Source organism: Bacillus gaemokensis, from assembly GCF_001590835.1.
In the GTDB taxonomy this organism is placed as follows: Bacteria; Bacillota; Bacilli; order Bacillales; family Bacillaceae_G; genus Bacillus_A; species Bacillus_A gaemokensis.
The window spans coordinates 102,686-115,767 of sequence record NZ_LTAQ01000023.1 but is presented as its reverse complement, the minus strand read 5'-3'; the positions used below and the strand labels follow the sequence as shown (position 1 = coordinate 115,767).

Here is a 13,082-nt window from a genome sequence, read left to right as displayed (position 1 = left end):
TTATAACAATTTAATCTTAGGAGGATAAATGGTAAATAAAGATCAGAAAATTATGTATTTAATTAAGAACGGAGTATACAAATTTAATAACTATCAATTATGGGAACTTAGTGAAAAACAATTAGAAAAATTGATAATGACAAAAATAGATCGATTTGATGATGTATCAAGAGAGAATGAAGCGCATAAAACAAATTAAAAAGAATGAAATAATATGAATAGATAAAACGAATATATACAAGTAGGAGGCTGTAAGATGCAAGTATCTTTTATGCAGGATTTAGAGCAAGAAATTGAGATGTTGAAGATTCAAATCCAAGATTTAGAGATAGAACATAAGTTTCTGATAAAAAATATGAACATGACCGCACCTAAATTTAATGGTGTAGTTAATTATGAGAAAGAACGTGTATTAGGTGGGAAAGTACCATTAGGTTTAGATGAAATACTAATTAGAAATAATAAAATTGCTGATAAAATGCATGTACTAACTGAGCTAGTAAAGGAAAAACAAACGGTAATGGATCAAGGTAGATTGGTGATGGAGAAAATGACTGATTTAGAAAAGCGTATTATGTATTATCGAGATGTAAAAGGAATGAATTTAAAACAAATAGCTGAATTGTTAAATTATAGCTATGATCATATTAGAAGAGTGAGCAGTAACATGAAGCGGTGGGATGATCAAGCTCTTTCAATGACACATAAGTGAGTCAGTGCTATAAATTTATTGTTAGTTTTCAAAGAGCAATCTGTACAAATACAGTATAATAAAACCTTTTGGTTACACCAAACTGAAATTCATCTCCGGCTTTCATTGGACTTGGTTCTGCACATTTACAAGCGAGAGAATTCTTTAGGATTTTGGCTAAATAGATCGAGATAGGAAAATTTTTCAGGTGCTAATTAGATACGATAATTTCAGTACTTGGTTTACTTAAAGTAGTTAGTAAGGAAAGGTAAGCAATTTTAATAAAATAATTTCAATCCTATATAATATGTGAACTGTTACTTAAGTAGTAGCGGTTTTTTTTATTATCAAATAGAAGTAAACACAAGATGAAATACTCCTATTATTTTTATGAATCAATATATGGTTTTATGAATAGCCGAGAAAAGTATAGAATAATAAAATTCTGATAAAAAGAAGATTTTTTTGAGGAGCTTTTATAGCGGAATTAACGATACTATGATTACTAGAGGGACAATACAACACCTTCTAAAAACAAAAGATAAAACAAACAAAATTTGAGGAGGAAATAACATGGCAAGTTATGTTTATAACACATCTGGAAGTACATCTACAGTAAGTGGTTGGACAGATGCAAATTCTTATGGTTCTGGTGCTACGTCAGTAGATTTTACTCAAGTGAACAATGTTCCGGGTGCGACAGTATATTATACAATTTATTTACAGCGTAATGCAAATGGTACATGGAATACTACTGACACAGCATCTGGTAGCTTTAAAAACAATGTAACAAGATCATTCAATATTACGGATAATTTACCTGGTCTATATCGTGTTAAAGGTGTATATGGCGGTAGCACAAACTATACAGATGCTTTTAATGTTTACCGCTAAAAATCTTTGAGGAGGAAACAAACTGGCATGTTATATTCATGGTGGTTATAATGGTTATACTTCACAGGTAAGCGGTTAGACGGATGCGAGTTATTACAGTTCTGGAGCTACAACAGTAGATTTCACACAAGTGAACAATGCACCGGGTTACACATGGAGCTATACAATTTACTTACAACGTCTTGTTAACGGAGAATGGTCTACAACTGATACTTTATTAGGTAGCTTTGCAAATAATGTAACAAGATCATTCAACATCACAGATAATTTTCCGGGTGACTATCGTGTATACGGAAAATTATCTGCTGGTGGAGCAGCTAAATACAATAAAACAGATAGCTTTAAGATTTACCGATAAGTAAGGAGGGGAAGCAGATTGCTTCCTCTTTTTCATTTCTATTTATAATGATGGCTTATCTCAAATAAAGAGAATATAAGATAGTGAGTATAGCATATTAGAGGGAGAAAAAAATTCTCTATTAATTGACTAGAAGTGAAGAAGTATATTGAAAAGACTAATGATATTGCGTGAATGTTCAAAAAAACATGAGTGAATATAGAAGTTAATTTGGGATTGTAAGAAGAAGTTTAAGAAAGAAATCAGTTAATCTATTTCTCCTGAAAATATTAGAAGAAAGGGTTGTAAGATAGAATGATGCCACACCCCTGCCACATTTATAACACAATGCAGTTGATTTATTGTTGGTATACTATTAGTAGGTAAAAGTAGTTGTTGTATTTTTCGGAATAAAGAATCTAGATTTATATAGTTTAAAGCAATTATTTGTTAAAAGTACTAACTGAAGAAAAAAGCAGATCAAATTACTTGAAATTTAATTAGAAAATATTCTTATGAAAAGTACAAATAATTAGAGACATGTACTTTAAAAATCTAACAAAATTACACTTTTAAAAATAGAAGCATATGAATGCTTCTATTTTTATTATTGAAAAGGAGATGAAGATAATGGAAGAGCAAGTTTTTAATACAGTGTTATCACAAGGTGCTTTTGGCGCCTTATTTGTTTGGCTGCTATTTTCAACAAGGAAAGAGAGTAAAGAATTATTAGAATCAACTCGTCAAGAGAATAAAGAACGGGAAGATAAATATCAGCAGACAATCACAGAAAATCAAGTTGTTATTACTAAACAAGCTGAAGCTTTTGGTGCTCTATCTAAAGATGTATCTGAAATCAAACAAATTTTGGGTACGAAAGGGGATAGATAATTTATGAAAAAAGTATTATATCTATTTACAGTTGTATTTATGACATTTATATTCTTAGTGAGTTTTTCTACAGGTGCATTTGCTGATAGAGATCTTATTATAGAGAACTTACCGAAAATTCCTTATCGAAATGGCGTAGGCGCATATGAAGGAGTAGTTGCACATAGTACTGCAACACTGGAAGCGCCAGCTATTAATATTCAAAAATATGAAACTCGTACATGGCGTTCAGCTTTTGTACATTATGCAGTAGATTGGAATGAAACAATTCAAATTGCAGATAAAAATTACATTGCATATGGTGCAGGTCCAAATGCAAATAGCCGCTTTGTACACGTAGAGCTTTGTGAAACTGCTGATTATGATAAATTCAAGCGATCCTATGATAAATATGTGAAGCTACTTGCAAAAATTTTACATGATAAGGGAATATCTGTAGAAAAAGGATTATGGACACATGATGATGTCCGTAGAAACCTTGGGGGTACAACACATGAAGATCCATTATCCTACTTGCAAAGTCATGGTGTTTCTGAATCTCAATTCCGTTCCGATGTAAATCGTGCATACAATTATTCTAGTGATAAATTTTATTCTATTGAATCATTAGAAATAAATGTGTCTTCTATTCATGATGTTGTATATGTAGAAGGATTTAATGTTAATTTACGAAAAGGGCCTGGAACAAGTTATCAGGTAATTCGTCAGATAAACAAACCAGAATCTTATGCTGTATGGAGTGAAGAAGATGGATGGTTAAACCTTGGAGATAATCAATGGATAAAATATGATCCATCTTATATTAGGCTTGATACAAGGAATAATGTGGATTCATCAATTGTAGGACACCGCATTATTTCTAAGGTAGATAATTTACGCTTCTATAGCTCGCCTTCTTGGGAAGATAAAGATGTCGCTGGTGTTGTAAATGCTGGGGAATGTTTTATTATAGATGCTGAAATTATGGTAAATGGCTCAAAACAATATAAAGTTCATAATAGCAAAAATATGACATTTTATATTACGGCAAGCTCATCTTATATAGAAGTTAAATAATTATTTAGGAGCAATGTCCTATGGACATTGCTCTTGTTTATTTTGATATAGGTGTTTGAGATTTTTTAGTCAGTTCTTCATTTTTTAAATCTTTTTCTATCCAATACAAGGGGGAATTCTTTTTGAAACAATTATCTTTATTACCAACAATTGATAAGGAAACAGAAAAGAAAGTTCAAAAGGAAGTAATTAATATTTTAAAAGAATATCGTGCGTTAAAGATATATTTTGAAAATGCGGCTGAACAAAAAAAAGAAGGGGTTATTTTATTTTCTAGAATTGGTGAGTTGGAGAGGTTTAACCGCATGAAGTTTGAACAGATTGAAAAAGTACTGCAGTATGTTTTAGATGAAGAGCAACGTAATATCATTGTTGCGAAGTATTTGAGTAACAAAAAATGTAATGACGATTATATTTACGACAAATTATTAATGAACAGAGACAAATATTATAAGAAGAAGAAAAATGCATTTTGGTTAATTGCAATTTCTTTAGGAATTATGTGAAAAAAACAGGGGAATTTTTATCTAATTGTAAATTTATATTGAATTTTACAATTAGATGCTTCAACATGTTCAGTTATATTTTTAAGATAATCCTTAAAGATTAAGAGATAATTTTTTAAAAAGTAAAGGCCTAAAAATTTTTTACAGTAAATATCAAAAAATAGAAGAATCTATTACGTAACTGAAGTTAGAAAATCAAAAAGAGTGATGTATTAAAATATCGCTCTTTTTTGAAGAATAACATGCTAAGGTATCGACAAAATACTGAGAAAAAAGGGGACTTTTTATACCAAATTTAGCAGTAAATTTATTACCAGAAGGACAAAAAAATTATTTAGAATCAAAACTTACTTAAGTATATCTAAGTGTATTAAAAAATAATGGGAAGAGGTCTTAGTTATGGATCAAATGGTCTTAAAAGCTCAACAATGGGTAAATAGCACGTATAAAGGTAAAGCAGGTTATACTGCAATCGAAGAAAATGGGAAAACAGGTTGGTCAACCATGGGTGCTTTAACATAAGCATTACAATTAGAAATTGGGATTACAAATACATCTACTAGTTTTGGCCCTACTACATTACAAACAGTTGCAAAAAAATGTCCAATTAGCACAACATCTAATACGAATGCAAATATTGTAAAAATTATTCAAGCTGCTTTATATTGTAAAGGATATGGACCAGGTGGGATTACAGGAACGTATGGGCCAGGTACACAGTCTGCAATTACTTCTATGCAGAAAGATTTAGGCTGTACAGCAGATGGTGCTGTAAATCCAAAATTATTTAAAGCACTCTTAACCATGGACGCTTATGTATTAATCACTGGAGGTAGCTCAAAAGTTCGAAGTATTCAACAATGGTTAAACAACAAATATATCAACCGTGCTGGTTTCTTCTACATGCCTTGTGATGGTCATTACTCTCGTGATGTTCAAAAGGCGTTAATGTACGCGATTCAATATGAAGAAGGATTAGATGATGCTACTGCCAATGGTAATTTCGGTCCTACAACACAAAATTTGATTAAAAAAGTAGAATTAAAAGAAGATTCTACAGGAGTATTTGTATATTTATTCCAATTTCTTTATAAATAAAGGATAAAGTTTAAAAGCGCTCGACAACAAGATATGGTACAACCCCATAACAAAGAATCTATTAAAAATTAAGAAATGGGATAAATTTCTTTTTTTACGTAAAGAATAAAAATTTGTAATAAAAACACTTTAATTGTTATTATTTCCATGTATAATTGAATTGACCAAATAATCTTTTTCATTGTGCAAACTGTACTTATTATGGAATTGATCTAACTACTAAATTTATATTGGAGGAAAAACATATTATGAAATTAGGAAAAGTAGCAATTATCGGAGCGTTAACACTTGGCGGTTTCACAGCTGTTGAAATGATTAAACCAACTACACAAGCTGCTGCGGCTTACTCTGATCCGTTCAATGATGAATGGGGACTTAAATCTTGGCAACATGTCCATCACAATGCAAACTACTCACCAGATATCACTCGTGTAGGTGATTTGAAACAAGGTGAAGAATTTAGAATGTCATTTGGACTTGAGCCTGGGGAAAGTGCTGTGATGAAAATTTTTAGAATTCATGACTTGGGGGATGCAGAAACTTCACTTCAAAGATATATAACTATTCAGGATTCTGGCGTATGGACAGGAATCGCTGAATTTAAAACACCAATTACCGCTGTATATACCCCAGATACTTATGTTGCGGTTATGAAGCTTACCCTAAAGAACGGGGAAACAACATTTTTACATGGCCAACCATTTAAGATTACTCAATAATTGTACAAGCGCTTTCAAAGGATAGTATACAATGAAATAAATGAGAGAAGTTATTTATAAAAGAATTAAGTGGAATCACATTAGTTAGGACATTAGTACGAAAAATTGTAGTAACTATTGATTTATGTTAGAAGTTTTTGTATTGAATGAATACGTGATCTCCAAATTTCTTTCTTATTTGAAAAGGACCTGCAACTGATAGCAGGTCCTTTTAACGTGGATTAAGTTTATTTTAATTTTTTCTATAGATAAGTTAACATGATAATGCTGGTTTTAGTGCAAAAAAGAAACTTTTTGCAAGTAATCTGATTCTAGTATTTAAAAAGGACGTAACCAGTCTGGAAAAGCAAAACTTATTTAAGTGGAAACATTACCAATCGGATTTTTGATTAGAAAAATATCAATTTAAACAAATAGATTTGCATGATACAAATTTGAATATAAAACTACAATAGATAACAAATTCACGTTCAATAAATAATACAAAAGAAATATACATGAACAGGGAACAAGCTTCTAAGGGGGGATGTCTAGCGACACAAAATTCTCAACTTAATAGAAAAATAAAATGCATAAAAAGAGATGCTTTTATGCTATTTTTATGCATTTTAAACTAGTATTTATTGTATTATTTTAATTAATTAATTTATAAAAGGACATACTTTTGTTTTGTTGAGCTTACATGTAAGCTACTTTTTGAGAGCGAGGTTTATATCAATAACGTGTGTTGAGTATAGTATACAAAAGGAATTTAACTTCTTAAATTAGAATTCAATGTATGCTAAGCGAATAAGAGGAGAAAAATATGAAAACTAGAAAATCAGCCCGTACCTCACTTTTATCATTGTTTCCGTTATAACAAGGAAATGGGTGCAAAAACATCCCCCTGAATCATGGACTTTTTTAGTGCCCATGATTCGGGGTACAGTTCACTTTTATAAAAGCTAGTCTTTTTTTTAAAGTTTTCTCATTAGTTAATAGTAAAAGGTATGGAAAGGATAGAGCGATGATTGGAGCAATTATACAGCAAATTGTACTAGGTATTTCATTAGCTGCACCGGTGGGACCAATTAATATTGAAATGTTAAAACGAGGGATTGAACGTGGTTTTTGGCATGCTTGGATTGTAGGAGTAGGAGGAATGAGTGCAGATATTCTATTTATGCTCCTTATTTATTTTGGGTTATCTTCAGTGTTTATGTATACATATGTCCAAGCATTTATGTATTGTATGGGATTTTTCCTATTGTTTTATTTGGGGTTTCAAAGTGTGAAACAAGGAATTTTACACTCGAATATGGAATATAAACAAGAAGAGGTAGGTGGACTGCGGCAATCCTTTATGGCGGGATTTTTAATTGCGGTATCTAATCCGTTAAATCTTGTCTTTTGGTTTGGTGTATACGGGAGTACACTTAGTTCATTGCTTACGAAGGTGACAAAACAAGAAGCCTTTTTGTATAGTCTTTGCATTATCGTTGGCATTATTTTGTGGAATTTAAATATAGCTTTTTCTGTTCATTTTGGACGAACATTGCTTAAGCCGAAAGCGCTCGGTTATATTACAGCGGGAGCTGGCATCGTTTTAGTTGGGTATTCGATCCATTTTGCGTATAAAGCTTTACAGTTGTTCACATAAGATTGAAGGGGAGATTTCTATGTATCGAACCACCGTTAATGGAAAAGAAATTATTATTACATTGGCACCAAAAATCAGAAAAGAAGTTATTGACAGAGATCCTTTATATGAGGCTGTTCTTCATACTGCTGAGCGATTGCTGCAAACAAAGCAACCAACATTTGCTGTAAATCATGAAATATTTGGATTAATTATTGGAGAAGTCCAAAGAGGAGACGTAACTGTCTTTGCGGTTGAACACATTATTCCCAAGCAAAATATATTTGGTTCGAAAAAATTTTTTTCTACAATGGAACAGCAAGCAAATTTGTAATGTGAATAGAATAATATAGATAAAAAGAAGAGGTCGTAACGATGTGTTACGGCTTTTTTTAGAAGGGGGCATAATGAATGAAAAGGGTAATAAAGGAATTCTTTTTGCAACATGATATTGTCATTATGGTGGGAGTATTGGTGCTTTTTATCATTATTTTGAAAATGCAATTATTCACATGGATGGCGATCGTATCTTGTCTAGCGGGTATCATTTTTTATACAATCAATGAATATGTTACACATCGTTTTTTATTTCATATTAAACCACCAAAAAATCCATTTTTACTAAAGATATTGAAAAGATTGCATTACGATCATCATGTATATCCAGATGATTTGAAATTATTATTTTTACCTGTTTGGTATAGCATGCCAGGGTTTGCGTTCTATTTATTCATTTTGTATGGTACAACAAGTAATATAACAATTACATTTTCATTTGGACTTGGGATGATCGTGATGTTACTTGTATATGAATGGAAACATTATATAGCGCATAAACCAATCCGTCCGTTTACTCGTTTTGGGAGATGGTTAAAAAAACAACATATTTTGCACCATTACAAAAATGAAAATTATTGGTTCGGTGTTTCGAACCCGGTGTATGATTTTTTATTTGGTACGTATAAAAATGGAAAAGATGTTGAAGTAAGTGAGACGGCACGTAACTTAGAAAAAGATGAAGGAAAGGAAGTGGTGCGATAAGCACTACTTTTATTTTGAAAAAGTATATTAAAAAATTAGGGGAATATGCCGAAAATTGTCTATCGAAAAATCTTTGCAGAGACACAGAGATTGTCTAAAATAAATGTAAGTTTCTGAATATTTATAAAATTTAGTGTTTTGTAAGGTCGTAAGAGGGAATTTGTTTCGGAAAATTTAGGAGGGGGAGAGGACAAATGAAACGAGACAGTTCAGCACGCAGGTTACAAAGCGAGATAAATTACACAGAAGTCGTTCAGTCAGTGGAATTTCAGTCATTATTAGAAAAAAAGCGGAAATTTATTATCCCTATGAGTATTTTCTTTTTTAGCTTTTTTATTGCATTGCCGATTTTGACTTCTTATTCGAAGGTATTAAATAAAGCAGCATTTGGTGATGTAACATGGGCGTGGGTTTTTGCATTTGCACAATTTGTTATGACTTGGGTTTTATGTATGATGTATAGCAAAAAAGCAGAGTCATTTGATAAGGCTTCAGAGAAAATCCTTCAAGATATGCAAAAGGGGAGGCGATAAATTTGAACACAACAGCGTTTGCACTCTTTTTAATTATTGTGCTAGGAACACTCGTTATTACATATTTTGCGTCGAAAAAGACAAAAAATGCGAGCGAGTTTTATACAGCAGGAGGGGGATTAACTGGTTGGCAAAATGGTCTGGCCATTGCGGGAGATTATATGTCGGCTGCTTCATTCCTTGGAATTGCTGGTGCAGTAGCGTTAACTGGATTTGACGGTTTCTTTTATAGCGTTGGTTTTCTTGTTGCGTATTTAGTTGTATTATATCTTGTTGCGGAACCACTTAGAAATTTAGGGAAGTATACATTAGCAGATATGATCGCCGCACGTTTTGACGCAAGGAAGGTACGCGGGATTGCCGCTTTAAATACGATGACGATTTCCATTTTCTATATGATTGCACAACTAGTGGGAGCAGGAGCACTTATTAAATTATTATTAGGAATTGAATATACGACATCTGTTTTAATTGTTGGCACGTTAATGACGGTATATGTGATTTTCGGAGGTATGACAGCAACAAGCTGGGTGCAAATTGTAAAGGCTGTTTTACTGATGGCGGGTACGTTTATTATTTCAGTTATTGTATTTGCAAAATTTAATTTTAGCATAACAGAAATGTTTGCACAGATGAAAACTGCAACACCGCTTAAGGAAGCATTTTTGAATCCAGGTGTGAAATACAAAGATGGATTAGATACGATTTCTTTAAATCTAGGTCTTGTTCTTGGGACAGCAGGATTACCTCATATTCTAGTTCGTTTTTTTACTGTTCGGGATGCAAAAACAGCACGCCAATCTGTTGTATATGCAACTTGGTTAATTGGTGCGTTTTATATTATGACAATTTTCTTAGGTTTTGGTGCAGCTGCGTTTGTAGGGAATGCAGCAATTATCCAGGCCAATCCAGCTGGTAACATGGCAGCACCTTTATTAGCGAAAGCACTTGGAGGAGATTTCCTGTTTGCCTTTGTTTCAGCAATTGCATTTGCTACAATTTTAGCGGTTGTAGCTGGCCTTGTTTTAACAGCTGCTTCAGCATTTGCACATGACTTTTATAATGAGATTATCCGGAAAGGCAAGTCAACAGAAAAAGAACAAGTATCAATGGCACGCTATGCTTCAATTGGTGTGGCAGTATTATCTATTATATTAGCGTTATTTGCGCAAACATTAAATGTTGCTTTCTTAGTCTCATTAGCGTTTGCGGTTGCGGCAAGCGCCAATTTACCAGTTATTTTGTTTACAATTTATTGGAAGCGTTTTAATACGACTGGCGCAATTTGCGGTATGGTTGTTGGTTTAGTTTCAGCAATCGTGTTAGTTGCCTTAAGTCCAAATGTTTGGAACCCTGAAGCTGGGAAAGCGATTTTTGTTGGAGAAGCGTTATTCCCTTATACAACACCTGGAATTATTTCGATTCCACTTGGATTCTTAGCGGCATATTTAGGGACAATCTTTTCAAGTAAGAAAGAAGATGTAGCGAAATTTGATGAAATCCTTGTTAAATCTAACACAGGTCATGGTGTTAGTGACGTTTCAACACATTAAAAGATTAGGGCTTTCCAATTAATTGGAGGGCTTTTTTTAGTTTGTAATTTGCTTTTAAAATATTACGCATTATTTGGTAGGATTTGTTTCATTCATGTGGAATGAAAATAAGCAGGAAGAAGTTTTAAATCATCATGGTGCCAGCGCAGCTTGGAGGAATATAAGTTGTTATGGAAGGTGGAATGTATGATGAAGACGAAACAAACAGATGCATTATTAGCAAAGGATGAAAAGTATGTGTGGCATGGAATGCGTCCCTTTAGTCCAAATAGTACAATGGTTGGGGCAAAAGCCGAGGGATGCTGGGTAGAAGACATAGAAGGAAAACGGTACTTAGATGGAATGAGTGGACTTTGGTGTGTGAATAGTGGATATGGAAGAAAAGAGCTTGCTGAGGCAGCGTATGAACAACTGCAAAAATTATCATACTTTCCAATGTCACAATCTCATGAACCTGCAATTCAGCTTGCTGAAAAGTTAAATGAATGGCTTGGAGGAGAATATGTTATTTTCTTCTCTAATAGTGGATCAGAAGCGAATGAAACAGCATTTAAAATCGCTCGTCAATATTACGCATATAAGGGAGAAGCCCACCGTTATAAATTTATGTCACGTTATCGTGGTTATCATGGAAATACGATGGCGACGATGGCAGCGACAGGACAAGCACAGCGGAGGTATCAATATGAGCCATTTGCGTCAGGATTTTTACATGTAGCGCCGCCAGATTGTTACCGAATGCCAGAGATCGAGTCGCAAAATATTTATGATATAGAATGTGTGAAAGAAATTGACCGTGTTATGGCGTGGGAATTAAGTGAAACGATAGCTGCATTTATTATGGAGCCAATTATTACAGGCGGAGGTATTTTGATGCCACCGCAAGATTATATGAAAGCTGTTCATGAGACATGCAAAAAGCATGGTGCATTGCTAATTAGTGACGAAGTAATTTGCGGTTTTGGTCGTACGGGGAAAGCGTTTGGTTTTATGAATTACGATGTGAAGCCTGATATTATTACGATGGCGAAAGGGATAACAAGTGCATATTTACCATTATCAGCAACAGCAGTAAAGAAAGAAATTTATGAAGCATTTAAAGGAACAGGGGAATATGATTTTTTCCGTCATATTAACACGTTTGGTGGAAATCCGGCAGCTTGTGCATTAGCGCTTAAAAATTTAGAAATTATGGAAAATGAAAATTTAATCGAACGTTCTGCACAAATGGGATCACTCTTATTAGAACAATTAAAAGAAGAAATTGGAGATCATCCACTTGTTGGAGATATTAGAGGAAAAGGCTTACTGGTTGGCATTGAGATGGTAAATGATAAAGGAACAAAAGAACCAATTGATAATGACAAAATTGCAAGTGTAGTGAACGCTTGTAAGGAAAAAGGATTAATCATTGGTCGTAACGGAATGACGACAGCAGGCTATAATAATATTTTAACATTGGCACCACCTCTTGTTATCTCGAGTGAGGAAATTGCTTTTATTGTTGGGACATTGAAAACTGCGATGGAACGTATTTAATAAAAGGGTGAAAAAGCGAGCCAAAGGATATCAGCTCGCTTTTTTATGTATAAGTTTGTTAATGAACGCCATGTTCTCTCTCCCAACTTCCTTGTTGTTTGCGAATAGAGATAACTTGTCCAATATGATAAGCGTTATGAATTGTGAAGTTTAGTAAAACAGATGTCCATGTTTCTTCAGTTTCTGCTGACTGAGAGAGAGCGAGCTTTGTTTCATCGCAATTATGTAGGGCCGTTTGCCACTTTTCCATAATCGTATCAATTTGTGCAACTGTAGCATGCCAATCTAAATTTCTTATATTTTGAAACGTATCATCATTATTTTTAATTTGTTCTTGAGCAGCAAAACCGTAAAATCGCTTTAGAATGCGATCGTTCCAGAAAATCAAATGATTAACGATTTCCCAAATAGAATTTGTCGCATCTGTATCTTTCCAAGAAGCTTGTTCTTCAGTAAGACCATCAAGTGCACTCTGTAGTGAGACAAACCAATTGTTTTCATTATGACATGCAAGGAGTTGCTCTAAAAAAATATCTTTGCGATCCATGAAACACCTCCAAAAGTATTTATATGGTACATATATGTTTCATTCGCCTTTTTAGAGAC

At 33.3% G+C, this 13,082-nt stretch carries 15 protein-coding genes and 1 pseudogene; 15 read left to right on the top strand and 1 reads right to left on the bottom strand.

Annotated features, from left to right (window positions below):
- The first annotated feature begins 28 nt into the window (after positions 1 to 28).
- The 15 genes and pseudogenes from AZF08_RS30815 (at position 29) to AZF08_RS17500 (ending at position 12,476) form a co-directional block, all read left to right on the top strand.
- The gene (locus AZF08_RS30815; RefSeq protein ID WP_167332918.1) at positions 29 to 199 is read left to right on the top strand and encodes a hypothetical protein; all 171 of its coding nucleotides are present in this window, start codon (positions 29 to 31) and stop codon (positions 197 to 199) included.
- A 57-nt stretch (positions 200 to 256) separates the two neighbouring features.
- Entirely contained in the window at positions 257 to 712 is a 456-nt protein-coding gene (locus AZF08_RS17565; protein WP_033674089.1) for a sigma factor-like helix-turn-helix DNA-binding protein, read from the top strand.
- Positions 713 to 1,264: 552 nt separating this feature from the next.
- Positions 1,265 to 1,585 carry a hypothetical protein gene (locus AZF08_RS17560; RefSeq protein WP_051725701.1) on the top strand — a complete coding sequence of 107 codons (321 nt, stop codon included), beginning with the start codon at positions 1,265 to 1,267 and terminating at the stop codon, positions 1,583 to 1,585.
- Positions 1,586 to 1,715: 130 nt separating this feature from the next.
- The gene (locus AZF08_RS17555) at positions 1,716 to 1,943 is read left to right on the top strand and encodes a hypothetical protein (protein WP_051725699.1); all 228 of its coding nucleotides are present in this window, start codon (positions 1,716 to 1,718) and stop codon (positions 1,941 to 1,943) included.
- A gap of 609 nt (positions 1,944 to 2,552) precedes the next feature.
- A complete protein-coding gene (locus AZF08_RS17550; protein WP_033674088.1) occupies positions 2,553 to 2,813 on the top strand; it encodes a BhlA/UviB family holin-like peptide in 261 nt (86 codons plus the stop codon).
- Positions 2,814 to 2,816: 3 nt separating this feature from the next.
- The gene (locus AZF08_RS17545; RefSeq protein ID WP_033674087.1) at positions 2,817 to 3,869 is read left to right on the top strand and encodes an N-acetylmuramoyl-L-alanine amidase; all 1,053 of its coding nucleotides are present in this window, start codon (positions 2,817 to 2,819) and stop codon (positions 3,867 to 3,869) included.
- 122 nt (positions 3,870 to 3,991) lie between these two features.
- Positions 3,992 to 4,375, top strand: a complete 384-nt coding sequence (locus AZF08_RS17540) for an ArpU family transcriptional regulator (protein ID WP_033674086.1) — start codon at positions 3,992 to 3,994, stop codon at positions 4,373 to 4,375.
- A 399-nt stretch (positions 4,376 to 4,774) separates the two neighbouring features.
- Positions 4,775 to 5,458, top strand: a pseudogene (locus AZF08_RS28895) (peptidoglycan-binding domain-containing protein); the annotation flags it as partial.
- 263 nt (positions 5,459 to 5,721) lie between these two features.
- A complete protein-coding gene (locus tag AZF08_RS17530; RefSeq protein WP_033674085.1) occupies positions 5,722 to 6,192 on the top strand; it encodes a DUF5065 family protein in 471 nt (156 codons plus the stop codon).
- 1,006 nt (positions 6,193 to 7,198) lie between these two features.
- The gene (locus AZF08_RS17525; protein ID WP_033674084.1) at positions 7,199 to 7,831 is read left to right on the top strand and encodes a LysE family transporter; all 633 of its coding nucleotides are present in this window, start codon (positions 7,199 to 7,201) and stop codon (positions 7,829 to 7,831) included.
- A 19-nt stretch (positions 7,832 to 7,850) separates the two neighbouring features.
- Positions 7,851 to 8,144, top strand: coding sequence for a hypothetical protein (locus AZF08_RS17520; RefSeq protein WP_033674083.1), 294 nt, complete (start codon positions 7,851 to 7,853; stop codon positions 8,142 to 8,144).
- Between the two features lie 77 nt (positions 8,145 to 8,221).
- Positions 8,222 to 8,851 carry a sterol desaturase family protein gene (locus AZF08_RS17515; RefSeq protein WP_033674082.1) on the top strand — a complete coding sequence of 210 codons (630 nt, stop codon included), beginning with the start codon at positions 8,222 to 8,224 and terminating at the stop codon, positions 8,849 to 8,851.
- Positions 8,852 to 9,045: 194 nt separating this feature from the next.
- Positions 9,046 to 9,384, top strand: a complete 339-nt coding sequence (locus tag AZF08_RS17510; RefSeq protein WP_033674080.1) for a DUF485 domain-containing protein — start codon at positions 9,046 to 9,048, stop codon at positions 9,382 to 9,384.
- A gap of 2 nt (positions 9,385 to 9,386) precedes the next feature.
- Positions 9,387 to 10,937, top strand: a complete 1,551-nt coding sequence (locus AZF08_RS17505) for a solute symporter family protein (protein WP_033674079.1) — start codon at positions 9,387 to 9,389, stop codon at positions 10,935 to 10,937.
- 189 nt (positions 10,938 to 11,126) lie between these two features.
- Positions 11,127 to 12,476: an aspartate aminotransferase family protein gene (locus AZF08_RS17500; RefSeq protein WP_033674078.1), complete on the top strand. Its 1,350-nt coding sequence runs from the start codon at positions 11,127 to 11,129 to the stop codon at positions 12,474 to 12,476.
- A 58-nt stretch (positions 12,477 to 12,534) separates the two neighbouring features.
- Here AZF08_RS17500 and AZF08_RS17495 read toward each other — a convergent pair whose 3' ends face one another.
- Positions 12,535 to 13,023 (bottom strand): DinB family protein, encoded by a 489-nt coding sequence (locus AZF08_RS17495; RefSeq protein ID WP_033674077.1) that lies wholly within the window; start codon positions 13,021 to 13,023, stop codon positions 12,535 to 12,537.
- Positions 13,024 to 13,082: the final 59 nt, after the last annotated feature.

Excerpts from the sequence above, each read along its gene's own strand:
- AZF08_RS17500 (WP_033674078.1), top strand. The coding sequence starts at position 11,127 with ATGAAGACGAAACAAACAGATGCATTATTAGCAAAGGATGAAAAGTAT.
- AZF08_RS17525 (WP_033674084.1), top strand. The coding sequence starts at position 7,199 with ATGATTGGAGCAATTATACAGCAAATTGTACTAGGTATTTCATTAGCT.
- AZF08_RS17510 (WP_033674080.1), top strand. The coding sequence starts at position 9,046 with ATGAAACGAGACAGTTCAGCACGCAGGTTACAAAGCGAGATAAATTAC.
- AZF08_RS17515 (WP_033674082.1), top strand. The coding sequence starts at position 8,222 with ATGAAAAGGGTAATAAAGGAATTCTTTTTGCAACATGATATTGTCATT.
- AZF08_RS17565 (WP_033674089.1), top strand. The coding sequence starts at position 257 with ATGCAAGTATCTTTTATGCAGGATTTAGAGCAAGAAATTGAGATGTTG.
- AZF08_RS17545 (WP_033674087.1), top strand. The coding sequence starts at position 2,817 with ATGAAAAAAGTATTATATCTATTTACAGTTGTATTTATGACATTTATA.
- AZF08_RS17550 (WP_033674088.1), top strand. The coding sequence starts at position 2,553 with ATGGAAGAGCAAGTTTTTAATACAGTGTTATCACAAGGTGCTTTTGGC.
- AZF08_RS17560 (WP_051725701.1), top strand. The coding sequence starts at position 1,265 with ATGGCAAGTTATGTTTATAACACATCTGGAAGTACATCTACAGTAAGT.
- AZF08_RS30815 (WP_167332918.1), top strand. The coding sequence starts at position 29 with ATGGTAAATAAAGATCAGAAAATTATGTATTTAATTAAGAACGGAGTA.
- AZF08_RS17520 (WP_033674083.1), top strand. The coding sequence starts at position 7,851 with ATGTATCGAACCACCGTTAATGGAAAAGAAATTATTATTACATTGGCA.
- AZF08_RS17495 (WP_033674077.1), bottom strand. The coding sequence starts at position 13,023 with ATGGATCGCAAAGATATTTTTTTAGAGCAACTCCTTGCATGTCATAAT.
- AZF08_RS17530 (WP_033674085.1), top strand. The coding sequence starts at position 5,722 with ATGAAATTAGGAAAAGTAGCAATTATCGGAGCGTTAACACTTGGCGGT.